Consider the following 23,432-nt stretch of genomic DNA (forward strand, 5'->3'; position numbering starts at 1 on the left):
GGCAGTGGTTTTAATACCCAATCCGCCGCCGCTGTGAGCAAATCCGCACGATAAAGCGGGGTTTCGTCTTTGGTTGCGCTGTCAACGTGGCGAACGGTGCAAGCATCACCCACTGCCCGCTTCTGGCATGGAGACACGCGCCGCCGTAATCGGTAAAAGTGCCACTGAGTACCGCGCCGCGATATACCTTGTAAACGCCTGATTTGATTAATGAGTTAGTCATGAGTAATGCCCTCTGCCCTGCCCGCTGTGTGGTAAGCAGAGTGTGCCGGGTTTGCACTTGTAGGCATTGATGATGTCACGCCCGCTGCCAGTCATGCCCGCGCCGTCGCTGGCGGTATCCGGGTCAACACTACCGATAATCGCATCTATCAAACCGGCGGCTTTTGCCTCTGGTGCGGTGTACCACGTTTCGGCATTCAGCAGCGCTTGCACTTCGTTGGGAGTCTTGCGTAACTTGCTGGCATAGTGAGGAATAATTGCCGCTTCGTGTTTTTGCAAGACGGTGGCTGTTTTGGCGTGATCGCCAGCGTCGCCATAGGTGAACCCTTGCGCCCGGTGAATCATGATCATACCGTTTGCCGCGCATTCGATCTTATCCGCTGCCAGCATGATTACCGAGCCGATGGATAGGCAGTAACCCATTATCTTTACGGTGATTTTTGCGGGGTGTTGTTCGAGCAGGTTGTAGATGGGCAAGCCATCGTTGAATGCGCCGCCGACGGTGTTGATGTACACGTTAATGGTGTCGGCTTTTTTTGCTGCATCAAGATTGCGCTTGAATTGGTCAAGGTTGGCAGTTTCGCCGCCGATTACGCCGAACAGGTATATATCAGCGGTTTTGCTGGTGGCTTTTGCGGTAGCGCGGTCTAGGTTTGCAGGTGTGCCGGTGTGCCGGTGTTGCAATAGCTATCTAATAACGCTCTGAAATCATCCATTGTTGATGCCCATATAAATGTTTAGCCATGCCGAGCGCGTTGACCACTTTCATGACGATGCCGCCGTCTGTGTACATCCGCACACGATTAGCCACGCCACGGAACTCATGGAGGTCTTGGGCAAATTGTGCCAATTTTTCATTAAACGCTTGCTCTGCGGTTAATGCCGCGTCGAGTGCGAGTTGATGCGATAACCACGCCGCCATAGCCGACACAATGGCTTTTATATTCGCGATTTTTTGCCGTGCTTTTTCAAGTCCGGCTTTTTTGATCGTTAGCCGCTGCATCAAATCCTGCTTGTCTTTGATTGCCACCTCAATCTCATAGAGCTTGTCATCGTCGGCAAACATAACGGCTTGGGAATAGTCATCGTCGATGGTGGTTAACCAGTCGTTAGACTCTGCGAGGATTCGCGATTGATCGGTGATTGAGTTATCAAGGCGCTCAATATGCGATTGCAGGTCGTTTGCCACTCGTTGCAGTACTGCCAAGGTGTCGGGGCTTTTATTGAGCCGGGATAATATCCGGTCATACTCAGTCCGATACATGGCGATGTGCAAACCCTTGGGGGGCTTGCCCACTTTGAATGGACTGTAGTTGTATACCAGCCCGTGCGCGTCGACAAATGCGAAGAAGTCGTCACAGACGGTTTGCAGATCGTCAGTAAATAATGGTTGCAGGCTCGTTGCCCGCTCATCCACAAAATGGAACATAACAACACCCCTTAAGAGTAGTGACCAGCAATCGAAAGATTGAATGATGCAATTTGCTTACGGATTCCCTGAAGGTCTGCAATTTTTTGATCAATGTCGGCTTGCATTGTTTTCAGAGTGGTTTCGTCTTCGGGTTTCATTTGCCCGTCTTTCAGGTTGTAACGGGCTTGCTTGATCGCTTGGGTTACTTGTGTCTGTAAGGCTTCCATGAGATTTGTCCTTTACGTCATCACGACGTTATTTATAAAGAAACCATTGTCCAGTGTTTTACCCTCAAACCCCAAAAATACCGTTTTAGTTGTTTCGTTTTTCACCATTGCCGCCCTTTTCCAATCCAAGATCATTTCCAATATGGACGGAATTCAAAAACGGCAAGTGCGAGCAAGAAAGAATGCGATTCTTGGGCGTTGGCGTTCCAAACAACCTAATAATCTACTTTAATTATTATATTTAATACATTGATAAGTAATGCTTTCCTTGTCGCTCATTGCCACTAGGCTAGTGGGGTGCAACCATGTTGCACCCCTTGCGTTAGTTTGTCTTAAGAAGGCGTATCAAGGTTAAAATGAACGGGCTACGCCCGACCTTGACACGCAAGCAGGCCGGGGGAATCCCAGACACAAAAAAGCCGCATCAGGTGCGGCTCTTCGGGGTCAATGATTTGATCGTCTGATATGGGTTCGCGGCGCTTGTGCTTGTGTAGGCGGTTGCCTTCGCACCACGGACAACCACCGTGATTCCTGCATGAATTAGCAATGAGTTTGCCGCCTGTATGCGGCTTGCGTCGCTCTTTGCCGTGCTTAACGGCTTTGTCTAGGCTCATGGCTACTACCCTCTTTTCATGCCGCCTCTGACAGTTTTACGCTTTGCATTTCTTCGCGGATAACGCGCCGCAAGGTTGCTTCTAGGGGTTCGCCCTGTTGCTTGATATGCGCTTTCAGGGTGTCATTGATCAGGCTTTGATAATTGCCGCCGCCCTGCACTTGGTCACGAAACCACTGGATAACTTCAGGGTCGAGCCTGATGGTGATTTTCTCTTTGCTGGTTTTGATAACCGCGCCGCGTACACCGCTGCTGAAATCATAGTGTTCTTTCATATTCCACCTGTGAACTGTTGATGTTCTGTCTTGTCTGCCTTACGCGCTGAAATGATGCGGATAACATCCTCTTCACGGTAAACATGGACAACGACAACAACACGGTTCTTTGCATCCATTCCAAGAGCAATATAGCGTTGCTCATCGTAATGACTGGAATCTTCTATGATGATGGTTTCATCATCGTAAAAAATCCCGGTCACGTCTGCGAAGTCGATACCGTGCTTCTTTAGGTTGGTTTGGCGCTTGCGCTCATCCCATGTAAATATTAACTCTTCCATATATGGCTTTTGTACATACGCTTGTTTTGCCTGTCAAGACTTACCCTGTAAGCGTGTTGTCAGGGTGTCGGTTGCGAGCTGGCGCTGATAGTCATCAATCGTGCCGTCGGGCGTGCCGTCGAGCTGATAGCGGTCTGTGCCGTGTTTGAGGTTTTGCAGGTAGACACCGTGATTAACGTGCATCCTCAGCAGCTTTTGCACAACGTTCTTGCTTGCGCCGGGGAAGTGCTCCTCGTTCACCAGTCGGAAGATTTCCTTTTCAATACCGATTGCCAGCGGTTGGCAGTTGAACCAGACGCGGAAGGCGTTTAGGCGGTCGTTCAATTCGCGCATCTTCAGTTGTGACGGTGGCGTGACCTGCTTTTTCGGTGCGGGTGGCTTGCGCGGTTTCTTGGGTTTGGCGCTGGCGGGTGGCTTGGGTTTGGGTGCGGGGATGCGCTGCACTTGCGGCAGTTCGTCACGCCTGATAATGCGTTTGCCGGTGCGTTGGATTGTGCCAGCGGTGGCATTTACCGTGCCACTGTTGGCAGGTTTGCGCGTAATGCTTAAGGTTTTTTTCGGGGTGTCGGTCATGTCCAAACTTCCTTTTCAGGTATTGATTGCCGCCGCTGCGGTCTTGGATGCGGATAGTGTACCGGATGTCAGGCTTAAGAGCTTGTCGGTGATGGTTTGCATCGGTTCTCTGAGACTTTCCACGTCGGTCACGATGTAACCGCCGGTCACATCCGCCGCGCCGGTCTTGTGGTTGATCAGGCGCTTCAGGGTATAGCCGCGAACACCGATGTTTTCGGCAGTGGTGGCGAACGTGCGTCTCAGGTCGTGCATTTCCCAGTGAATACCCGACCTGGTGCGGATGGCCTTTATCGTTTTCTCCACGCTGGACAGGGGCGAGGTGTTGTCAGTCGCCCGGAATACTAAGCCGCTGCCCTGTCCACTGCGGGCTTGCCATTGCGTCAACAAATCGCGGGTGTAGGTGGTGAGCGGCAGTGTGTGCGCTTGGTGGTTTTTGGTGTCTTCCAGCCTGATCGTATTGTTGATCAGGTCGATATTTTCCCACAGCAAGGTGCTGGACTCCGTGCACCGGTAGCCACTGAACAGGGTTAGCAGGAAATAGACCCGCGCCTTTTCAGCGAGTGCGCCGCCGTACCATTCCGGCAGTGAATTTACCGCTTCGTACCAGATCGGGAGTTCGTCATTTTTGATAATGGTCTGTTTGCGGTCAACGCGGTTCCATGCGCGGCTGTGTGAGAGGCGCTTGACCGGATTGGATTTGATCAGCGGTTGCTGATTGTCATCAAAGTATTCCTCAGCAGCGTAATTGAAGATGCAACGTAACACGCGCATCTCGTTATTTGCCCGTGCCTCTGAGTGTTGGCTACGTTCGCGGTGACGTTCCTCTACCATGTCACGGGTGATGCTGATCAACGGCAGAGACTCCCAGTCGGAAAAACCGACGCTGACAGCACGCTCATAATCGGCAATCGTGACGGGCTTCAGATTCTTATGCGATGTCAGATAATCCTTGAACACTTTTCCCAAGGTCATGTTAGCGAATTGCTGCCCCTCTGCCCTGATTTGCTTTTGCTGGTAACTCGTTTGGCGGGTGGTGGCTATCAGCGAAAGTTCCTTACGTTTAAAGCGGCTCGCTGTTTTTATTTGTGCTGATCCACAAACCACACCGCTGCTTCCACCCGCGACCGCAGGTTGAGTTTGCGCAACAAATGTTTGACGTGAACTTTGACTGTGCCTTCGGTAATGCCCAATTCACGCGCTACCAACTTATTGCTTTTACCCGCCGCGACGCGCTCCAGAATGCGCTGTTCCTGCTCAGTCAAACCGGCTTCGGAGCTGGTTTTGGGGTGAATTGCGTCGTGGCGCATCGCGTGTGCCAGCAAGTTGATCAGGCGTTCCGTGAGGGTAATGCGTCCCGCCGCCGCTTCCGCCAGCTTTTCAACCAAATCTTCAGGTTCCATTTCCTTGAGCAAATAGCCGTCTGCGCCTGCGCGTAACGCTGCCACCAAATCACTCGCCTGATCGGAAACCGTGAGCATCACTACCCGTGCATCGCTGCCAGAGGCTTTGATGACTTTTAGTACCTCGATGCCACTCATGTCCTTCATGTTCAGGTCGAGCAGGATCATGTCGGGGGCAAGTTCCAACGCCATGTCGATGCCTTCCTGCCCGCAGGAAGCTTCGCCGACGATGATGAAATCAGGCACCATATTGACCAAATAGCGCACGCCTTTGCGAAACAAGGGGTGATCATCCACGATCAGCAGGCGTTGCGGGGTTTCAAGCGGCATGGGCAATCCTTGTTTTGGGGGTGAAATCGAGTTGTACGCAAGTGCCACCGCCCGTGCGCGGCAAGTATTGCAGTATGCCATGCAGGGCGCGGGCGCGTTCGTCCATAATTGCCATGCCGTAATGGTGCAGGTTGGCGGTTTTTTGGATACCTGCGCCGTCATCTTCGATGCGCAATTGCAGGCTATGGTTATCGTCTTGACGCTGCAACGACACCCACGCTTGGCTGGCGTGCGCGTGTTTGAGGGTGTTGGATAAGGCTTCGCGCACGATTTGCAGCAGGTGAATTTCTTCGTTGGGGGTCAGGTTGAGGTTGCCTAAACTGACCTCCAGCGCAATCGGCAAGTTGCCGCGCTCGGCAAATTCGGTGGTGGTTTGCGCCAGTGCCATGCCTAAATCGTCGTCTTCCATGCGCAAACGGAAGGTGGAGAGCAGTTCGCGCAATTGCTGGTAGGAGCTGTTGAGACCCTCGCGTAATTCTTCCAAAGCTGCGGTGACTTCGGTAGCATCCGCTGGGTTTTTCACGGCGGCACGTAAGCGGCTGACTTGAATTTTCATGTACGCCAGCGATTGTGCCAAGGAATCGTGCAATTCGCGGGCGATGACGGCGCGTTCTTCCAGCAAGGAGACGCGGCGGTGCTGTTCGCTGCGTTGTTCGGAGGCAATGGTGACACCGATGTGGCGCGATAATGCTTCCAGCAATTGCACTTGCCAGCGTTCGGCGGTGGTGTTGGCGGGGACATCGACGGCTAACATGCCGTAACGTTTTTCGGCATCGGTGAGTGGCATTCGCAGGATTTGGCGACCGTCGGGGAGTGTGTCCATGCGGGCGGCGTGCGGGTCGTGGCATTCCGTGCAACTGTTGGCGCGTTGGCACATGGGGCTTTTGCCATCGCTGGATGTGGTGGCGACGACATCACCTTGCTGATTGTTGTCTTCTTTGAGGCAAATCGTGCCATTGCCTAAACCCAGCACGGCTTCGGCATCTTTCAACACGTTATGGAAGACGGCGCGGTCAGGGGCAATGCCGTGCAAGCGGGTGATGGAGCGGTACAACAAATCCAGCGAACGATTGCTGCGGGTGAGTTCGGCGGTTTTTTGTTCGACCCGTGCTTCGAGGTCTTGGTAGAGTTTGGACAAATCTTCTGCCATGAGGTTGAAAGCTTGTCCCAATTGCCCGATTTCGTCTTCGCCGCCGAGTTCGGTGCGCACCGCGAGATTGCCTTGGCGGATTTGGTCGGTTAACCCCAACAGCCCTTTGAGAGGGGTGACGAACAGGTTGTTGACCAAGTAAATGGAGAGGATGACGGCGAGGATTGTGCCAATCACAGCGACACCCAAAATGACGCGCAAGACGAAGATTTTGGCTTCGGTGGCTTCTTCAATCTGCTTGACCAGATCGTTGATGTGCGCAACGAATTGTGGGATGGCATCGAGTAACGCGGTATCGGCAGCAGTAGTGGTGATCGTGGTCAGCAGGGGAATCAGGTCGGGTTTGATGCGTTGCTGCCAACCATTTTCCACTTGTCGGTATACTTGTTTGAGCGGGGTGGTTTCGTCGGCGGGCAATACGGAGAGGATCGAGTCCGCTGTGAGATCAGTTTCAAAGCGTTGGATGGCTTGTTGTAAGTCGTTACGGTGCGTGGGGCTGGGGTCTTGTAGAATGCGTTGGTAGAGCGATGCCATGCGCCAGCTTTGCATCCGCAAACTTCCGGCGACGTTGATGGCTTCGCCGTTGCCTTGGGTGGTTTCCGCGACCATCCACGAGGTGGACATGCCGACGACGGCGAGAACGGTGATGGCAGCGATCATGCCGCCTAGCCGTAGCAGCAGGGAGTTTTGGAGTTTGTTCCACAGAAGGCGGTTCATTTTTCTTTCACGACCTCGACTTCTTCTCCATTGGTGAGTACCACCCACACGCTGAGTTTGGGAAGTGCTGCAATGGTCGGCAATTGCAAATACTCGTGTACCTGCTCAATGCCTTCTTGCCGTTTGGCATTCCAACCGTCAGCTTTGGCAGATTTTTTCCCGTATTTCAGTTCGATCAAATGCTGATGTGGAACGCTATAGGGGCTGCGTTCCAGCAGTAAAATATCGGGGTAACGCTGATTCATTTCACGTTCGCTCTGGATGAAGTACACCGGAGATTGGTAAAGCAACGTCAGTAAGAGCGTTTTGACGTGTTTTTCATCCATTTTGACAAAATCACGGTTGGACAGTAGCTGCAAAACGCCTTGCATTTCATTGATCAGCGGTTGGATGTCATCGTGCAAAGCCAGCGTTTCAATGGCTTGCAGCACCGCCTGATCAGGAATGCGGATTTGATTACGGCGTTCCAGTTCGACCTTGAAATACTGAAAATATAGTTCGCGGATAACGTGGTTGGGAATGGCGAATACCGTTTGGGTCAGGGTACTCCCTGCAATAGTCACAAACCCCATGTAAGCCAGCAAGCTGATGAAAGCGTCGCGGTTGAAATCCTTGTCCAGTTCAAACTTACGTTGTTGTTGTGCGGTTACTGTGCCTACGTTGATGAGTTCATCCAGCACTTGATAATTGGCTTCACGGTCGCCGATGTGGAATAACGCCATGATTTTACGGTAATCCGAAGCGATATTGTCATCCAACATCAATTCGGGGTAGGCACATTCCTCCATCCTGAAATTATCAAGGAAATACAGCACCATGTTGGCGTTGTACACGGTTTCCTTGGCTTTGGGGTGGAAGCGGTAGCCGTTATACCAGTGCGCCATGTCACCGAGTAATGTGTCCGCATCCAGTTTGCACTGCTCAACCAGCGGTTGTAACAGGCTAACGACTTCGGTTTGGGTGAAGCCCATGGTGGTGTTGAAGTCTTGGTGCAGGGAAAGGTTTTTACCGATGTTAAAACCGCTAGTTAGGCTGTCAAGCATGAGCGGCGTAACGCCTGTGATGAATAGCCTGTCTACCGTGCCGCGTTGGGTTGCCGTTTTGATGGTTTCGTAAAAACTACGCACGAACCCACCTTTGCCCATAACGCTTTGGAACAAGCCTGGGTCTTCAGCGAGGAGTGCGTTAGCAAAGTGGTCGTATTCGTCGATCAGTAGCAGGATTTTCTGGTTATTCGCCAAGGTGAATACGTATTTCATCTTATCCGCAGGTGTTTGGTAGTTTGCCAACCCCGCTATTGCGGCATCCCCATAGCCGTAGCGTTCGAGAAATGCCTGCAAGTGCAGGCTGGTATTGGCATTGAAACCATTAAATACCTGTGCGTGGCTACCTGTCTCAATCCCGCTAAACTCCATGAACAGCACCTGATAGGTGTTTTTTAATGGGGTTGGGTGCTGACCTATGTAGAGCTTGCCAAACAGCGCCGCGAATTCATCCGTGCGTTGCACATCGTAGTAATGTTCCAGCATCGAAATGAACAGGCTTTTACCGAAACGGCGTGGGCGCAACAAAAAGTGGTAGCTGCCATGATCCTCCAGCTTGGCGATGTAAGCTGTTTTGTCGATGTAGATGAAACCTTGGCTGATGACTTTCTTGAAGTTACTTTCGCCGTAGGGAGTTTTCATGGGTGTTCCTGCGTGTGGCTGCATGGGGCAATCATAGCATTTCCGCCGAAGCGTTGCTGTAGTTGCCATGCCACCTGCTTCGTAGCCAAAATGGCAAACTGATACAATGTGGACTACACTAAGCACACCATTTAACGAGGTGCAACTTATGTACGCCACCAATGTCCGCGACCTGAAAAAGAACCCTTCTGCCGCCTTGCGCCATGCACGCAATGAGCCAGTACTCATCCTCAAAGGCAATCAACCCGATTCTGTTTTGCTGCATCTGGAATCGACTTTGGGTGATACCATGCTGGCATTGCGCCCTGCGTTGGCTTCCGTCTTATTCCGTGACGGTGTGTTGTCGTTGGGTGCTGCTGCCAAACTCAGTGGTTTACCCCTTGTGGATTTCATCCAGCACCTTGATAGCCTCGACATCGAAATCGTCAAAGCCGATGAAACTGTTGCCCAAGAAGCGAAGGATGTGAGTGCATGGCTCAAGTCGTAATTGCTGATGCTGGGCCATTGCTTGCTTTGGCAAAACTGGATGGTTTACACCTGTTAGAAAAACTGTTTGGCACAGTATTGATACCGGAAGCCGTGCAGCGGGAATGTCTGGCAAAGTCTGGTGAAGATAGCGAGCGCATCCAGCAAGCGATTGATAGCCAACAATTGCACGTCATTCCCAGTGATGCCATCTCCTCTATGGTTTTGCCCCGCAGCTTGGGCGATGGAGAAAAAGAAGCCATTTGTCTGGCAATTCAACATGAACATTCCCTGCTGATCGTGGATGACCAGTTAGCGCGTCGGCAAGCAGCGAAATTAGGACTGACGTTTATCGGTTTGGTGCGTTTGCTGGCTATTGCCGAGCAGCAAGGTTTACTCGATAGCGCGGAGCAAGCAGTTGAAACCGTAAGGCTGGCTGGTTATCGGGTTTCCCTGAAAATTTTGCGACAGATTCGGGATGAATAGTATTCCCGTCCGGCTACCTACCCCTTCCGTTTAGGTTGCAACAAACGGGATGACTCGTTACAATCGCTTGAAATCGTTGGCATCTGGTCGGAGGTATGCGACAGGATGTCGTTTTTAACTGCGACATTAGGTCGCCTAGTTTACGTTAGCTGTTCACAGAAGGGAGTTCTATCGTGTTTGCAGGGAAAAAGGCACTACTGCTTGATATGAACAGCACGTTCATGTTTGGTGAGGACAGATTCAGTGCATCCGAAGACTTCTCGGTTCACTATTTCAAAATCGGCGGGGCACTCCCTCAAGATAAAATTAATGAAATCGTGCGGGCAGTATATAAATACTTGGACGCCCGCTACCCCGATGAAAACTACCGGCATAGTTTCCCTTCTCTGGAAAGTGCAGTGCGCAAAGTTGCCAGCGAAATATTGGACGGGAATGAAATAACTAAAATTATCGATACCTTTACCTTCCATGAACTCGGTTACATCCCCAAAGAATACGCCGCAGCGCTCCATCAATTGCGGCAGCGATTTACGTTGGCTGCCGTCATAGACATCTGGGCACCAAAAACAGCATGGTTAAATGAGTTCGAGCGTGCGGGTATCTCAGGTCTGTTTTCCGCCACCTCTTTTTCCTCCGATCATGGCATGGTAAAACCATCACCAAAACCCTTTGAGCTTGTGTTGGATCAGCTCGGAATTGCTAATTCAGAAGCCATTGTGGTTGGTGATTCACCGAGAAGAGACTTGGGTGGTGCAAAGAGCGCCGGTATTGACTGCATATTGGTTGGCGGCGCTGAGCATCCAGATGCACTGAAGAGTTTTAACAGCCTGTTAGAGCTATGCACCAAACTCTAAACATAGCTAACAACGCCTTATGGCAAACGTTACAAGGGACGGTCGTAGTTAGGGCTACAAACGACCCCGGAACAACAAAGACGCTCGGGTGCGCAATTAATGGGTAGTCTACGTCATAAACTTATGTACCTAACACGTTAATCACTTCCAATTCCCTCCTAATTGGTTGGCGATCGGCAGCTAAAAAGGCGTACCACCTTTACGCTACCACCGTCCATTCCCATCCTCTATCCTAAAATCACAATCTTATAAAACAATAGGTTACGCAATGCCACCCCTACCACCAAAGTGGTACTTCGCTCCTCTTTTCGCCTATTACCCCCACTAGAATAAGGAATTCATCGGCATAGAATCACCTTGAAACCACTTACGGTTTTGTTACGAGGTGAATTATGGCAACGCAGCAATACAAGGCATGGTCGGTCGTCATCATGAGTACGCTGGCTTTTACCGTGTGCTTCATGATCTGGATGATGTTTGCCGTCATCGGGATTCCTATCAAGGCAACCTTGGGTTTGAACGAAACCCAGTTCGGGATTTTGATCGCAACACCGGTACTCACCGGTTCGTTGATTCGCGTGCCGCTAGGGATGTGGACGGATAAATTCGGTGGGCGCATCGTGTTTTTCATCCTGATGTTGTCCACCATATTTCCGATTTGGATGATTTCGCAGGCAACCCAATTCTGGCATTTCCTCGTAACTGGCTTGTTTGTCGGCGTAGCGGGTGGTTCATTCACGGTCGGTATCGCTTATTGTGCCCGCTGGTTCCCGAAGGAACGTCAAGGTTTGGCGATGGGTATTTTCGGTGCAGGCAACACCGGCGCGGCAGTCACCAAATTACTCGCGCCCATTATTGTGGTGGGGTATGGCTGGACAATGGTACCCAAAGTCTACGCCGTGTTGATGCTGGTCACGGCGATTGTGTTCTGGTTTTTCACCTTTAGCGAACCGAGCCACAAGGTCGGAAAATCGGTCACGGTGCGGGAACAACTGGCGGCGTTCAAAGACCCCAAGGTGTGGCGTTACAGCCAATATTATTCCATCGTGTTTGGCGGCTACGTGGCACTGGCCTTGTGGATGACCAAATATTATGTCAGCGAATACGGTTTCGACCTGAAAACCGCCGCGTTCTTGGCAGCCGCTTTCAGTATTCCCGGCGGCTTATTGCGGGCAGTTGGCGGCTACTTCTCCGACAAACTCGGCGCACACACCATGACTTGGTGGGTATTGTGGGTTTCACTGGTGTGCTTATTCTTCCTGTCTTACCCGCAAAGTGACATTACGATTCAAACCTTGAATGGGGCGAAAACCTTTCACTTCGGGCTGACCCCGACCGTCTTCACCATCATCCTGTTTACCCTCGGCGTGGTGTTCGCCATCGGTAAAGCCTCGGTTTTCAAGTACATCTCGGACGACTACCCCGACAACATTGGCGTGGTATCCGGCGTAGTGGGCTTGGCGGGCGGTTTGGGTGGTTTCCTGATGCCGATTATGTTTGGCGCATTGGTGGATCTCACCGGTATTCGCTCTTCCGCCTTCATGCTGATGTTCGGGGTGGTGTGGGTGTCGCTGATGTGGATGTATTTCACCGAAGTTCGCCCGGTTCATGCCGATTTACACGCAAAGTCCCTCACCACAACCGTTTAACGCGAGGAATACCTGATGACTGATATTAAAAATTGGGACGTGGAAGACACCACGTTCTGGGAAAGCACCGGCAAGAAGATTGCCAACCGCAATTTGTGGATTTCGATCCCCAGCCTGCTGATGGGTTTCGCCATCTGGCTGATGTGGGGGATTATCACCGTACAGATGTCCAATCTGGGCTTTCCGTTTAAAGACGAAGAGTTGTTTACCTTGACGGCAATTGCCGGTTTGGCAGGCGCGACCCTGCGGATTCCGGCTTCTTTCTTTATCCGCTTGGCGGGTGGGCGCAATACCATTTTCCTGACCACCGCGCTGCTGATGATTCCGGCTATCGGCACGGGGTTTGCGTTGCAAAACAAGGAAACCCCGCTGCTAACCTTCCAGATTCTGGCGTTTTTGTCCGGGATTGGTGGCGGTAACTTTGCGTGTTCCATGTCGAATATCAGCACGTTTTTCCCCAAGCGTTTGCAAGGTACGGCACTGGGTTTGAACGCGGGTTTGGGTAACTTTGGTGTGACTACCATGCAAATCCTCATCCCGTTAGCGATGACGATGGGCGTGTTTGGCGCATTGGGTGGCGATTCCATGCCCTTGATGAAAGATTCCGGTTGGATTCTTGGCAAAATTTTGGCAGGCACAGAAACGTGGGTGCAAAACGCGGGCTTTGTGTGGCTGGTATTCCTGATTCCGCTGGCGTTTTTTGGCTTCTTTGGCATGAATAACCTGTTGCCGATTTCTCCAGCTATTGGCGGCACGCTTGCGGCGTTCGTGAAAATTTTGTGGCTGTATGGCTTGGCGTTCATCACCACGGCGGTTGGCTTGTATTTGTACTTGCCTGCGCCCACGGGTTTGGGTTTGTTGAATATGTGGATAGCGCTGCCGCTGATCATTGTGGCAACGCTGGGGATTATGAAAGTGACTGCCTTTGGTGAAATGAAGGTGGGCATCAACAAGCAATTCGCGATTTTCAGCAATAAGCATACTTGGTCAATGACCGTGTTGTACCTGCTGACTTTCGGCTCTTTCATCGGTTTTTCAATGGCATTACCACTGGCGATCAAAGTTATTTTTGGCAATACCCATGTGTTTGACGCAGCGACGCAAGCGTGGGTACATGCCAAAAATCCGAACGCTATTTCGGTGTTTACTTACGCATGGATTGGCCCCTTCGTAGGTGCGTTGATTCGTCCGGTCGGTGGTTGGATTTCTGACAAAGTAGGCGGCTCTATCGTTACGCAAGTGATTTCGGTGGTGATGGTAGGCGCGTCGGCGTATGCCGGTTACATCATGATGCAGGCTTATCAATCGGCTACCCCCGAAATTTACTTCCAGCCGTTTTTGTGGACGTTTGTGTTGCTGTTTGCTGCCACCGGTTTGGGCAATGGCTCGACCTTCCGCACCGTTGGGGTGATTTTTGACCGTCTGCAAGCAGGCCCTGTGTTGGGTTGGACTTCAGCAGTGGCGGCTTACGGTTCATTCATTGCGCCCGTGGTAATCGGGGCGCAAGTGAAAGCGGGTACGCCGGAAAATGCGATGTATGGCTTTGCGATTTTCTACGCGCTGTGCCTGATTTTGAACTGGTGGTTTTATCTGCGTAGTGGCAGCGACATTAAGAATCCGTAAGACAGGAGCTACAAATATGGCAATTCAACAGTATGACGACAATCTGCAAACCAATCCTTACGCGATTTATACCTTGGCGTTGGACGTGGATGGCAAGCAAGTTCTCACCGATCAGGAAGGCTACATCCAGAACATGGATGACTGGAGCGAAGGTTTCGTGGAAGCCCTCGCCGAACGTGAAGGCTTGGTGCTGACCGAGGAGCATTGGGAAATCATCGAGTTCCTGCGTAACTACCATCAGGAACACGGCGTGCAAGCCCCGGTGCGTGACATGCTCAAGCACTTCAAACAAGCGTGGGGTGAAGAGTTCGCCACCAACCATTACCTGCATGAAATTTTCCCTAAAGGCGGCCCGCAAAAGCAGGGCAATCGCTTGGCGGGTATCCGTAGAACCAAAGGGGAGCATTGATTGCCATGAGCCACTTTATTGACCGCCTGAATTTTTTCAAACACACCCAAACGCCGTTTTCCAACGGGCATGGCGCGATGACCGAGGAAAGCCGCGACTGGGAAGACGGCTACCGCAAACGCTGGCAACACGACAAGGTGGTACGTTCCACCCACGGCGTAAACTGCACAGGCTCATGTAGTTGGAAAATCTACGTGAAAAACGGCTTGGTGACGTGGGAAACCCAGCAAACCGACTACCCGCGTACCCGCCCGGATTTGCCGAATCATGAGCCGCGTGGTTGCCCGCGTGGCGCAAGCTATTCGTGGTATATGTACAGCGCGAACCGCCTCAAATACCCCTTGATGCGCCGCCAGTTAATGGAATTGTGGCGTGAAGCCAAAGCCAAAACCCCTGATCCGGTCACGGCGTGGGAATCCATCGTTGAAAATCCAACCACGGCGAAATCCTACAAAACCCGGCGCGGTTTGGGTGGTTTCGTTCGTTCCAACTGGGATGAAGTGAATGAACTGATTGCAGCGGCGAATGTGTACACTGCTAAGCAATATGGCCCGGATCGCGTGATTGGTTTCTCACCGATTCCGGCGATGTCGATGGTGTCGTATGCTGCGGGTAGCCGTTACCTGTCGCTGATTGGTGGCGTGTGTTTGAGCTTCTACGATTGGTATTGCGACTTGCCGCCTGCGTCACCGATGGTGTGGGGCGAGCAAACCGACGTGCCGGAATCTGCCGATTGGTACAACAGCAGCTATATCATTGCGTGGGGTTCTAACGTTCCGCAGACTCGTACTCCTGACGCGCATTTCTTTACCGAAGTGCGTTACAAAGGCACGAAAACCGTCGCGATTACGCCGGACTACGCGGAAGTTGCCAAACATGCCGACCAATGGCTGAACCCGAAACAGGGAACAGATGCGGCATTGGCGATGGCGTTCGGGCACGTCATTCTGAAAGAATTCCACGTTGACAAGCCGAGCGAATACTTCACCGATTACGTGCGCCGTTACACCGACTGGCCGAATCTGGTGTTGCTGGAAGCGCGGGACGATGGCAGTTATCAAGCGGGACGCTTTGCGCGTGCCAGCGATTTCGTAGCGGGTTTGGGCGAAGAGCAAAACCCGGATTGGAAAACGGTGGCAATTGACGATGCCACGGGTGAAATCATTTCCCCGAATGGTTCTATCGGCTACCGCTGGGATGGTAGTGGGCAGTGGAATTTGCAACAGAAAGATGGCAAAACCCACGAAGATGTCAAACTGTCATTGTCCTTGGTTGAGCGTCACGATGAAGTGGTAGACGTTGCACTGCCTTATTTCGGCGGTGTACCGAGCGATTATTTCCAAGGCAATACCCTCAAAGACATTCTCAAGTATAAATTGCCTGCCCGCAAAGTGACCTTGGCGGATGGTAGCGAAGGCTTGCTGGTGTCGGTGTACGACCTGAACATGGTCAACTACGGTATCAGCCGTGGCTTGGGCGATGATGACAGTGCCAAAGGTTTCGATGATGCCAATGCGCCGTACACTCCGGCGTGGCAGGAAGCGATTACGGGTGTGCCGCGTGACAAAGTGATCCGCATTGCGCGTGAATTCGGCGATACCGCCGACAAGACCAAAGGCAAGTCGATGATTATCGTCGGCGCGGGCATGAATCACTGGTATCACATGGACATGAACTACCGTGGTTTGATCAATATGCTCGCCATGTGCGGCTGCGTCGGGCAATCCGGCGGTGGCTGGGCGCATTACGTCGGGCAGGAAAAGCTGCGTCCGCAAACCGGCTGGTTGCCGCTGGCGTTTGGGCTGGACTGGTCACGTCCGCCACGGCAAATGAATGGCACATCGTTCTTCTACAACCATTCCAGCCAATGGCGTTACGAAAAGCTCGAAATCAAGGAAATCCTTTCCCCGCTGGCGAACAAAGAGCGTCAGTCCGGCAACTTGATTGACTACAACGTGCGGGCAGAACGCATGGGCTGGTTGCCCTCCGCGCCGCAGTTGAATACTAATCCGTTGCGTATTGCCCAAGCCGCGAAAGATGCGGGCATGAGTCCGGCGGATTACACCGTTGCCAGCCTCAAATCCGGCAAGATCGCGTTTGCGGCGGAAGACCCCGATAACGCGCAAAACTTCCCGCGCAACCTGTTCGTGTGGCGTTCCAATTTGCTGGGTTCGTCCGGCAAAGGGCATGAATACTTGCTCAAGTATTTGCTCGGCACAAAACACGGTGTGCAAGGCAAAGACCTTGGTGAAATGGGCGGGGTGAAACCGCAAGAAGTGAAGTGGCATACAGATGCGCCCGAAGGCAAACTCGATTTGCTGGTAACACTCGATTTCCGCATGTCCACCACCTGCTTGTATTCCGACATCGTGCTACCAACCGCAACTTGGTACGAAAAGGACGACCTCAACACTTCTGATATGCACCCGTTCATTCACCCGCTGACCGCCGCCGTCGATCCGTCATGGGAAGCGCGGAGCGACTGGGAAATCTACAAGGGCATTGCCAAGGAATTCTCACGGGTATGCGTCGGGCATTTGGGGGTGGAAACCGATTTGGTGACACTGCCACTGTTGCACGATGCGCCAGCCGAATTGGGTCAAGCTTTCGGCGTGAAGGATTGGAAAAAAGACCAATGCGACCTGATTCCGGGCAAAACTGCCCCAGCCATGATTGCGGTCGAACGCAATTACCCCGAAACCTACGCTCGCTTCACCTCGATTGGCCCCTTGATGGAAAAGCTCGGTAACGGCGGCAAAGGCATTGGCTGGAATACCGAAACCGAAATCGCATTCCTCGGCAAACTCAACCATCAGCACACCAGCGGCACGAATGAAGGTCGTCCGTGCCTGAACAGTGCGATTGATGCGGCGGAAATGATCCTCTCACTTGCCCCCGAAACCAACGGGCAAGTGGCGGTGAAAGCGTGGGCAGCTTTGTCGAAAATCACCGGCATTGACCACACCCATCTCGCCTTGAACAAGGAAGACGAGAAAATCCGCTTCCGCGACATCGTGGCGCAACCGCGCAAAATCATTTCCAGCCCTACGTGGTCGGGTTTGGAAGATGAACATGTGTCATACAACGCCGGTTATACGAACGTTCACGAGCTGATTCCGTGGCGCACTTTGACGGGGCGGCAACAGTTCTACCTTGACCATGACTGGATGCGTGATTTCGGCGAAAGCATGTTGGTGTATCGCCCGCCGATCAACACCAAAACCATCAAGCCGATGCTCAACCAAAAGTCCAACGGCAACCCCGAACTGGCATTGAACTGGATTACCCCGCATCAAAAATGGGGCATCCACTCTACTTACACCGACAATTTGCTGATGCTCACGCTGTCACGCGGCGGGCCGATTGTGTGGATGAGTGAGGATGATGCCAAAAAGCTGGGCATTGTCGATAACGACTGGATCGACCTGTTCAACGCCAACGGTGCAATCGCAGCGCGGGCAGTGGTCAGCCAGCGCGTCATGCCGGGGATGGTAATGATGTACCACGCGCAAGAGCGCATTGTGAACGTACCCGGTTCTGCCATTACCGGCGAACGCGGCGGTATTCACAACTCTGTTACCCGTGTGTGCCCGAAACCGACGCACATGATCGGCGGTTACGCGCAACAGGCTTACGGCTTCAACTACTACGGTACGGTCGGCTCTAACCGCGATGAATTCGTCATTGTGCGCAAGATGACCAATGTCGATTGGCTGGACGGCGAAGGTAATGACACGATTCAGGAGGCAGTAAAATGAAAATCCGTTCCCAAGTCGGCATGGTGCTGAATTTAGACAAGTGCATCGGCTGCCATACCTGCTCGATTACTTGCAAAAACGTCTGGACTTCACGCGAAGGCATGGAATATGCGTGGTTCAATAACGTCGAAACCAAACCCGGTATTGGTTATCCCAAAGAATGGGAGAATCAGGACAAGTGGAAAGGCGGCTGGTTGCGCCGTGCCGATGGCAAGATTGAGCCGCGCATTGGCGGGCGGTTTCGGGTATTGGCGAATATCTTTGCCAACCCCGATTTGCCCGCGATTGACGACTATTACGAGCCGTTCGATTTCGATTACCAACACTTGCACAACGCACCCGATAGCAAGCATCAGCCAGTGGCACGCCCACGTTCGCTGATCTCTGGGCAGCGCATGGACAAGATCGAATGGGGGCCAAACTGGGAAGAAATCCTCGGCACGGAATTTTCCAAACGCCGCAAGGACAAAAACTTCGACCAGATTCAGGCGGACATTTACGGTGAATTTGAAAACACCTTTATGTTTACCCTGCCGCGTTTGTGCGAACACTGCTTGAATCCGGCGTGTGTCGCGTCTTGCCCCAGCGGTGCGATTTACAAGCGTGACGAAGACGGCATTGTGTTGATCGACCAGGACAAATGCCGGGGCTGGCGCATGTGCGTGAGTGGTTGCCCTTACAAAAAGATTTACTACAACTGGAAGTCCGGTAAATCCGAGAAGTGCATTTTCTGCTACCCGCGCATTGAAGCGGGGATGCCGACGGTGTGTTCGGAAACCTGCGTGGGGCGCATCCGTTACCTTGGCGTATTGTTGTATGACGCGGATCAGATTGAGTCCGCCGCCAGTACACCTAACGAAAAGGATTTGTACCAAAAGCAGTTGGAAGTATTCCTCGACCCATTCGACCCGAAAGTGATTGAACAGGCGAAGAAAGACGGCATTCCTGACAATGTGCTGAAAGCCGCGCAAGAGTCCCCCGTGTGGAAGCTCGCGATGGATTGGAAGCTGGCACTGCCGTTGCACCCTGAATACCGTACCTTGCCAATGGTGTGGTACGTGCCGCCACTCTCCCCGATTCAATCGGCGGCGGATGCGGGCAAGATCGGCTACGACGGCGTATTGCCGGATGTGGACAGCTTGCGGATTCCGGTGCGCTACCTCGCCAACTTGCTCACTGCGGGCGATGAAGAACCCGTCAAACTGGCACTCAAACGCCTGATGGCAATGCGCCAATACAAGCGAGCGGAAACCGTGGAAGGCATCCACGATACCCGTGCGTTGGAACAAGTCGGTTTGTCGGAAGCGCAAGCCAAGGAAATGTACCGTTACCTCGCGATTGCCAATTACGAAGACCGTTACGTGATTCCTACCAGTCACCGCGAACTGGCACGCGAAGCCTTCCCCGAACGCGGCGGCTGCGGTTTCAGCTTCGGCGACGGTTGCGGCACTAGCACGGGGAATAACGAGGTCAACCTGTTCGGCGGGCGCAAGCAGACCGTGACAATGGTGCAGAAAATCGACTTCGTGAAGCAGGAGGTCAAGCCATGATCAAGATTTTTGCCGTACTGGCACGCTTAATGGATTACCCCACGGCGGAACTGATCGAAGCGCGGAGTGCTTTGATTGACGTAGTGCGCGAAGAAACCCGTTTGCCGCAGAGCTTGCGCGATTCCCTGACCGCTTTTATCCAGCAACTGGGTACGGGCGATTTGCTGGATGCGCAGGAAGATTACGTGGCGCTGTTTGATCGCGGGCGTTCGCTGTCTTTGTTGCTGTTTGAACACGTTCACGGCGAATCGCGGGATCGTGGGCAGGCAATGGTGGATTTGCTCCAGCAATACCGCGATGCGGGGCTGGAACTGAGCGTCAAGGAATTGCCGGATTACATCCCGTTGTATCTGGAATACCTCGCCACCCGCAGCGAAGCGGAAGCGGCGCAAGGCTTGGGGGATGTTCACCCCATTCTCGCGCTGTTATCGGCACGTTTGCAGGAACGCGGCAGTCATTACCACCTGTTGTTTGATGCGTTGCTGGCGATGATTGGCATCCAGCCGAACATGGGGGAATTGCGCGGTAAAGTGGCAACTGAACCCCGCGATGACACCGCCGCTGCGATGGATAAGGTCTGGGAAGAGGAAATGGTCGCCTTTGTGGAAGACAAAGGCGCGTCGTGCCGACCCACCCAATCCACCAACCAAACCCACACGCTGCATTTTCGGGAGAACTGATATGTCTTACTTTGATTCACTTTTCTTTGGGCTGTACCCGTATGTGGCGGGGGCAGTGTTTCTGATTGGTAGCTGGCTGCGTTATGACCAAGCGCAATATACGTGGCGTGCGGGTTCTAGCCAGATGCTCAGTAAATCTGGGATGCAGGTGGCAAGTAATTTGTTCCACGTGGGCATTCTGGTGATTTTCTTTGGGCATTTAGTCGGTTTGCTGATGCCGCATTGGTTGTATGAACCGTTTATGTCACCCGGTACTAAACAGGTGATGGCGATTCTGGTCGGTGGGATTGCGGGGGCGGCTTGTTGGTATGGCGCGTTCTTGCTGTTCATGCGCCGCAAGAATGATCCACGGGTACGCGCTACCGGCTCAACGATGGACTTGGTGGTGATTGGTATTTTGCTGGTGCAAGTGACGTTGGGTTTGCTGACCATCATTCCGACCTTGGGGCATCTGGATGGCAGCAATATGCTGAAACTGGCGGAATGGGCGCAATCCATTGTGTTCTTCAAGGGCGGTGCAGCGGCGCATCTGGCGGATGTGGGCTTTATCTTTAAGCTGCACATTTTCCTTGGATTGACCGTGTTCCTGTTGTTCCCGTTTACGCGCTTGGTGCATATCTGGAGCGTGCCGGTGCAATACGTGAATCGTCAGTATCAGATCGTGCGGGCGCGGGGGTAATTTATGGAAGTTGGAACGTATACCCCCGTGCGTGTTGGTGCGCAAGTGCTGGCTGAGGAGGCGATTGCGGAAGAGTTGCAATACCACCCGGCAGCACAATTGGATGAAGCATGGCAAGCAGCGGCAACCAGCTTGGTGGTGAAAACCTTGCTGGAACAGCGTGCTGCACAATTGGGTATCGAAGCCGCTAGTGAAGAAGAACGCACTGCCCTGTTGTTGGAAAGGGAGCTGCAAGTGCCTGATCCAACAGAGGCGCAGTGTCTTCACTATTTTCAGAGCAATCGGCAACGCTTTCAAACACCGGTATTGCTGGCAGTGAGTCATATCTTGCTGCCCGCCGCACCGGATGATGTGCAGCAACGTGACCAACAGCGCATTCTGGCGACGCAATTGCTGCGGCAGTTGCAAGCTGACGCGGACAGCTTTACGGCATTAGCCCAGCAATATTCTGCCTGCCCATCATCGGGGCAGGGTGGCAGTCTGGGGCAATTGTCGAAAGGGCAAACCGTGGAGGAATTCGAGCGGCAAGTATGGCGCTTGCCGGTCGGACTTGCCGAACAGCCAGTGGAAACGCGCTTTGGTTTCCATCTGGTGCGCGTCGATCAGCGCGTGGAAGGCGAGCCGTTGGAATATGAGCATGTGGCAACGCGCATCCGTCAGTATTTGCATGAGCAAGTAACGCGGCGGGCGTTGAGCCAATACTTGCAGGTGTTGGGTGCAGAAATTGGTGTTGAGGGGATTGCCTTCAATGCCGCCGGTTCGCCGTTAGTGCAGTAAGGGTGGGTGGTGGTGTATGGGTAATGGATTGGTTGACCCGTTTGGGCGTGAAATTAGCTATTTGCGGGTATCGGTGACGGATCGCTGTGACCTGCGGTGTTTTTACTGTATGCCCGAACACTTCAACGATTATACCGTGCCGGATCATTGGCTGAGCTTCGAGGAAATCGAGCGGGTCACGGCAGCGTTTGCCGCCTTGGGCGTGAGTCGGTTGCGCTTGACAGGTGGTGAACCGTTGGTGCGCAAGGGCTTGCCTGAACTGGCGACGCGGCTGGCAGCATTACCCGGTATTACCGATTTATCCTTAAGCACCAATGCTAACCGCCTTGCGCATGAGGCAGTGGCACTCAAGCAGGCAGGCGTTTCCCGCCTCAATATCAGTCTCGATAGCCTGCAACCCAAACGCTTTCAACTCATTACCAAAGGCAAGTTGGATAAAGTCATGACAGGCTTGATGGCAGCCAAAGCTGCCGGATTTGCTCCGATCAAAATCAATATGGTGGTGATGCAGGGCATCAACGACGACGAAGTGCTGGATATGGTGGAATTCTGTCTGGAACACCGTTTCACCCTACGTTTTATCGAAACCATGCCGATGGGTGAAACGGGACGCAATGCCCGCGATTCGTATTACCTGAGCCTGCAAACGGTTAAGGCACGGTTGGCGGAACACTACAATTTGTTGCCGTCGATTATGGAGGGTGGTGGCCCGGCACAGTATTACACCATTGGCGATACGGGGTTGAAGATTGGGTTTATTACGCCGATTTCGCAGCATTTTTGTGCTACCTGTAACCGTGTGCGGCTGGGTGTGGATGGCACGTTGTATTTGTGTCTGGGGCAGGAACACAGCGTGGCATTGCGTCCTTTATTGCGGGCGGGGATTAGCGATGTGGCGTTGCAAGGAGTGATCCGCAAGGCGTTGTGGCTGAAGCCGCTGGAGCATAACTTCAACCAAACGCAAACGCAGGTGTTGCGGTTTATGTCGATGACGGGGGGGTAGGCAATAAAATGATGGCTACCTTTTTCCAGCGCGATTGGCGGCAAGCCCGAAGACCTGAAGGTGGAATACGCCAGCGAAACCTTTGAGGACGATGAAAAAACCCTCACCATCGGTGGCGTGGAAATGTCGCTAAACTTTCCAAAGACTTGCACGGGCGCAATGTGCATCAGACGTACTTGCAGCTAGAGGCGGAGTAATGTCTGGACGGGGCATTTGCCTATACGTGAGACTTTTGCTATGTTTGAACCCAAATCATACAGGTATTTACTAATCGTATGCGTAAGCACATTGTCACATTCCTCATCTTGCTGATGGCTGCCCTGCCAGTCTGGTCAGCGTCGATGGTGTGCCATCATGTGCCAACGCCGCAAGCCACCGACCATCACTGCTGCCTTGAGATGCAAACACAGCAGTCGGCGCAAGTGTCCGCTGATACCTGCCATTGCGACCAACTCCAGCACGCTCAATTTATCTTGAGCCTGCCGGAAATGCCAGCCGCTGCACCAACCAACCGTTTTATCCCGCCTGCTTTGTCATTCCAGCCTTTGCCCGAACGCACTGACGTGCTCTATCGCCCACCGATTGCCTAAAGAACCTTCCGCATCCCTTTTCTGC

At 52.8% G+C, this 23,432-nt stretch carries 25 protein-coding genes; 13 read left to right on the forward strand and 12 right to left on the reverse strand.

What is annotated here, in order from left to right; all coding sequences use genetic code 11:
- Positions 1–10 precede the first annotated feature (10 nt).
- From HMY34_RS17010 to HMY34_RS17065, 12 genes are all read right to left on the reverse strand, one after another.
- A complete protein-coding gene (locus tag HMY34_RS17010) occupies positions 11–223 on the reverse strand; it encodes a hypothetical protein (RefSeq protein ID WP_202716623.1) in 213 nt (70 codons plus the stop codon).
- A complete protein-coding gene (locus tag HMY34_RS17015) occupies positions 220–906 on the reverse strand; it encodes a head maturation protease, ClpP-related (protein ID WP_202716624.1) in 687 nt (228 codons plus the stop codon). The genes HMY34_RS17010 and HMY34_RS17015 overlap by 4 nt, the downstream gene beginning before the upstream one ends.
- A 7-nt stretch (positions 907–913) precedes the next feature.
- On the reverse strand, positions 914–1,651 hold the full coding sequence (locus HMY34_RS17020) for a hypothetical protein (protein WP_202716625.1): 738 nt from the start codon (positions 1,649–1,651) through the stop codon (positions 914–916).
- A gap of 11 nt (positions 1,652–1,662) precedes the next feature.
- Positions 1,663–1,860, reverse strand: a complete 198-nt coding sequence (locus HMY34_RS17025; RefSeq protein ID WP_202716626.1) for a hypothetical protein — start codon at positions 1,858–1,860, stop codon at positions 1,663–1,665.
- Positions 1,861–2,225: 365 nt separating this feature from the next.
- Positions 2,226–2,474 carry a hypothetical protein gene (locus HMY34_RS17030; protein ID WP_202716627.1) on the reverse strand — a complete coding sequence of 83 codons (249 nt, stop codon included), beginning with the start codon at positions 2,472–2,474 and terminating at the stop codon, positions 2,226–2,228.
- 16 nt (positions 2,475–2,490) lie between these two features.
- Entirely contained in the window at positions 2,491–2,748 is a 258-nt protein-coding gene (locus tag HMY34_RS17035) for a BrnA antitoxin family protein (protein ID WP_202716628.1), read from the reverse strand.
- Positions 2,745–3,029 (reverse strand): BrnT family toxin, encoded by a 285-nt coding sequence (locus HMY34_RS17040; protein WP_202716629.1) that lies wholly within the window; start codon positions 3,027–3,029, stop codon positions 2,745–2,747. Before HMY34_RS17040 ends, HMY34_RS17035 begins: the two co-directional genes overlap by 4 nt.
- A gap of 33 nt (positions 3,030–3,062) precedes the next feature.
- Positions 3,063–3,602 carry a ProQ/FINO family protein gene (locus HMY34_RS17045; RefSeq protein WP_202716630.1) on the reverse strand — a complete coding sequence of 180 codons (540 nt, stop codon included), beginning with the start codon at positions 3,600–3,602 and terminating at the stop codon, positions 3,063–3,065.
- Between the two features lie 15 nt (positions 3,603–3,617).
- Positions 3,618–4,574 (reverse strand): tyrosine-type recombinase/integrase, encoded by a 957-nt coding sequence (locus HMY34_RS17050; protein ID WP_202716631.1) that lies wholly within the window; start codon positions 4,572–4,574, stop codon positions 3,618–3,620.
- 107 nt (positions 4,575–4,681) lie between these two features.
- Positions 4,682–5,332, reverse strand: a complete 651-nt coding sequence (gene narL / locus HMY34_RS17055; protein ID WP_202716632.1) for a two-component system response regulator NarL — start codon at positions 5,330–5,332, stop codon at positions 4,682–4,684.
- Complete coding sequence (locus HMY34_RS17060; protein ID WP_228287899.1) at positions 5,322–7,199, reverse strand: histidine kinase; 1,878 nt, start codon at positions 7,197–7,199, stop codon at positions 5,322–5,324. The genes narL and HMY34_RS17060 overlap by 11 nt, the downstream gene beginning before the upstream one ends.
- Positions 7,196–8,884 (reverse strand): AAA family ATPase, encoded by a 1,689-nt coding sequence (locus HMY34_RS17065; RefSeq protein WP_202716633.1) that lies wholly within the window; start codon positions 8,882–8,884, stop codon positions 7,196–7,198. The genes HMY34_RS17060 and HMY34_RS17065 overlap by 4 nt, the downstream gene beginning before the upstream one ends.
- Positions 8,885–9,032: 148 nt before the next feature.
- Between HMY34_RS17065 and HMY34_RS17070 the strand changes: the two genes are divergently transcribed.
- The 13 genes from HMY34_RS17070 to HMY34_RS17130 all read left to right on the forward strand — a co-directional run bounded on the left by HMY34_RS17070 (position 9,033) and on the right by HMY34_RS17130 (position 23,407).
- Complete coding sequence (locus HMY34_RS17070; RefSeq protein ID WP_202716634.1) at positions 9,033–9,371, forward strand: UPF0175 family protein; 339 nt, start codon at positions 9,033–9,035, stop codon at positions 9,369–9,371.
- Positions 9,356–9,835 carry a PIN domain-containing protein gene (locus HMY34_RS17075; protein WP_202716635.1) on the forward strand — a complete coding sequence of 160 codons (480 nt, stop codon included), beginning with the start codon at positions 9,356–9,358 and terminating at the stop codon, positions 9,833–9,835. Before HMY34_RS17070 ends, HMY34_RS17075 begins: the two co-directional genes overlap by 16 nt.
- A 173-nt stretch (positions 9,836–10,008) precedes the next feature.
- Positions 10,009–10,689, forward strand: a complete 681-nt coding sequence (locus HMY34_RS17080) for an HAD family hydrolase (protein WP_202716636.1) — start codon at positions 10,009–10,011, stop codon at positions 10,687–10,689.
- Positions 10,690–11,081: 392 nt separating this feature from the next.
- The gene (locus HMY34_RS17085; RefSeq protein ID WP_202716637.1) at positions 11,082–12,338 is read left to right on the forward strand and encodes an MFS transporter; all 1,257 of its coding nucleotides are present in this window, start codon (positions 11,082–11,084) and stop codon (positions 12,336–12,338) included.
- Between the two features lie 15 nt (positions 12,339–12,353).
- Entirely contained in the window at positions 12,354–13,961 is a 1,608-nt protein-coding gene (locus HMY34_RS17090; RefSeq protein ID WP_202716638.1) for an MFS transporter, read from the forward strand.
- Positions 13,962–13,977: 16 nt separating this feature from the next.
- Positions 13,978–14,370 carry a TusE/DsrC/DsvC family sulfur relay protein gene (locus HMY34_RS17095; protein ID WP_202716639.1) on the forward strand — a complete coding sequence of 131 codons (393 nt, stop codon included), beginning with the start codon at positions 13,978–13,980 and terminating at the stop codon, positions 14,368–14,370.
- Positions 14,371–14,375: 5 nt separating this feature from the next.
- Positions 14,376–18,128 carry a nitrate reductase subunit alpha gene (locus tag HMY34_RS17100; protein WP_202716640.1) on the forward strand — a complete coding sequence of 1,251 codons (3,753 nt, stop codon included), beginning with the start codon at positions 14,376–14,378 and terminating at the stop codon, positions 18,126–18,128.
- On the forward strand, positions 18,125–19,678 hold the full coding sequence (gene narH / locus HMY34_RS17105) for a nitrate reductase subunit beta (RefSeq protein ID WP_202716641.1): 1,554 nt from the start codon (positions 18,125–18,127) through the stop codon (positions 19,676–19,678). The genes HMY34_RS17100 and narH overlap by 4 nt, the downstream gene beginning before the upstream one ends.
- Positions 19,675–20,358, forward strand: a complete 684-nt coding sequence (gene narJ / locus HMY34_RS17110; RefSeq protein WP_202716642.1) for a nitrate reductase molybdenum cofactor assembly chaperone — start codon at positions 19,675–19,677, stop codon at positions 20,356–20,358. The genes narH and narJ overlap by 4 nt, the downstream gene beginning before the upstream one ends.
- Before the next feature lies 1 nt (position 20,359).
- Entirely contained in the window at positions 20,360–21,037 is a 678-nt protein-coding gene (gene narI / locus HMY34_RS17115) for a respiratory nitrate reductase subunit gamma (protein ID WP_202716643.1), read from the forward strand.
- 3 nt (positions 21,038–21,040) lie between these two features.
- The gene (locus HMY34_RS17120; protein ID WP_202716644.1) at positions 21,041–21,814 is read left to right on the forward strand and encodes a peptidylprolyl isomerase; all 774 of its coding nucleotides are present in this window, start codon (positions 21,041–21,043) and stop codon (positions 21,812–21,814) included.
- Between the two features lie 16 nt (positions 21,815–21,830).
- Positions 21,831–22,817 (forward strand): GTP 3',8-cyclase MoaA, encoded by a 987-nt coding sequence (gene moaA, locus HMY34_RS17125; protein ID WP_202716645.1) that lies wholly within the window; start codon positions 21,831–21,833, stop codon positions 22,815–22,817.
- Positions 22,818–23,092: 275 nt separating this feature from the next.
- Positions 23,093–23,407 carry a hypothetical protein gene (locus tag HMY34_RS17130; RefSeq protein WP_202716646.1) on the forward strand — a complete coding sequence of 105 codons (315 nt, stop codon included), beginning with the start codon at positions 23,093–23,095 and terminating at the stop codon, positions 23,405–23,407.
- Positions 23,408–23,432 lie beyond the last annotated feature (25 nt).

Origin of the sequence: Thiothrix subterranea (assembly GCF_016772315.1) — a bacterium.
In the GTDB taxonomy this organism is placed as follows: domain Bacteria; phylum Pseudomonadota; class Gammaproteobacteria; order Thiotrichales; family Thiotrichaceae; genus Thiothrix; species Thiothrix subterranea.

Coding starts and splice junctions, on each gene's coding strand:
- HMY34_RS17020 (WP_202716625.1), bottom strand. CDS start 1,651: ATGTTCCATTTTGTGGATGAGCGGGCAACGAGCCTGCAACCATTATTT.
- narL (WP_202716632.1), bottom strand. CDS start 5,332: ATGCCGCTTGAAACCCCGCAACGCCTGCTGATCGTGGATGATCACCCC.
- HMY34_RS17085 (WP_202716637.1), top strand. CDS start 11,082: ATGGCAACGCAGCAATACAAGGCATGGTCGGTCGTCATCATGAGTACG.
- HMY34_RS17050 (WP_202716631.1), bottom strand. CDS start 4,574: ATGACCTTGGGAAAAGTGTTCAAGGATTATCTGACATCGCATAAGAAT.
- HMY34_RS17075 (WP_202716635.1), top strand. CDS start 9,356: ATGGCTCAAGTCGTAATTGCTGATGCTGGGCCATTGCTTGCTTTGGCA.
- HMY34_RS17035 (WP_202716628.1), bottom strand. CDS start 2,748: ATGAAAGAACACTATGATTTCAGCAGCGGTGTACGCGGCGCGGTTATC.
- HMY34_RS17120 (WP_202716644.1), top strand. CDS start 21,041: ATGGAAGTTGGAACGTATACCCCCGTGCGTGTTGGTGCGCAAGTGCTG.
- HMY34_RS17040 (WP_202716629.1), bottom strand. CDS start 3,029: ATGGAAGAGTTAATATTTACATGGGATGAGCGCAAGCGCCAAACCAAC.
- HMY34_RS17065 (WP_202716633.1), bottom strand. CDS start 8,884: ATGAAAACTCCCTACGGCGAAAGTAACTTCAAGAAAGTCATCAGCCAA.
- HMY34_RS17090 (WP_202716638.1), top strand. CDS start 12,354: ATGACTGATATTAAAAATTGGGACGTGGAAGACACCACGTTCTGGGAA.
- HMY34_RS17010 (WP_202716623.1), bottom strand. CDS start 223: ATGACTAACTCATTAATCAAATCAGGCGTTTACAAGGTATATCGCGGC.
- narI (WP_202716643.1), top strand. CDS start 20,360: ATGTCTTACTTTGATTCACTTTTCTTTGGGCTGTACCCGTATGTGGCG.
- HMY34_RS17095 (WP_202716639.1), top strand. CDS start 13,978: ATGGCAATTCAACAGTATGACGACAATCTGCAAACCAATCCTTACGCG.
- HMY34_RS17130 (WP_202716646.1), top strand. CDS start 23,093: ATGCGTAAGCACATTGTCACATTCCTCATCTTGCTGATGGCTGCCCTG.
- HMY34_RS17045 (WP_202716630.1), bottom strand. CDS start 3,602: ATGACCGACACCCCGAAAAAAACCTTAAGCATTACGCGCAAACCTGCC.
- HMY34_RS17100 (WP_202716640.1), top strand. CDS start 14,376: ATGAGCCACTTTATTGACCGCCTGAATTTTTTCAAACACACCCAAACG.
- narH (WP_202716641.1), top strand. CDS start 18,125: ATGAAAATCCGTTCCCAAGTCGGCATGGTGCTGAATTTAGACAAGTGC.
- HMY34_RS17025 (WP_202716626.1), bottom strand. CDS start 1,860: ATGGAAGCCTTACAGACACAAGTAACCCAAGCGATCAAGCAAGCCCGT.
- HMY34_RS17030 (WP_202716627.1), bottom strand. CDS start 2,474: ATGAGCCTAGACAAAGCCGTTAAGCACGGCAAAGAGCGACGCAAGCCG.
- HMY34_RS17070 (WP_202716634.1), top strand. CDS start 9,033: ATGTACGCCACCAATGTCCGCGACCTGAAAAAGAACCCTTCTGCCGCC.
- narJ (WP_202716642.1), top strand. CDS start 19,675: ATGATCAAGATTTTTGCCGTACTGGCACGCTTAATGGATTACCCCACG.
- moaA (WP_202716645.1), top strand. CDS start 21,831: ATGGGTAATGGATTGGTTGACCCGTTTGGGCGTGAAATTAGCTATTTG.
- HMY34_RS17060 (WP_228287899.1), bottom strand. CDS start 7,199: ATGAACCGCCTTCTGTGGAACAAACTCCAAAACTCCCTGCTGCTACGG.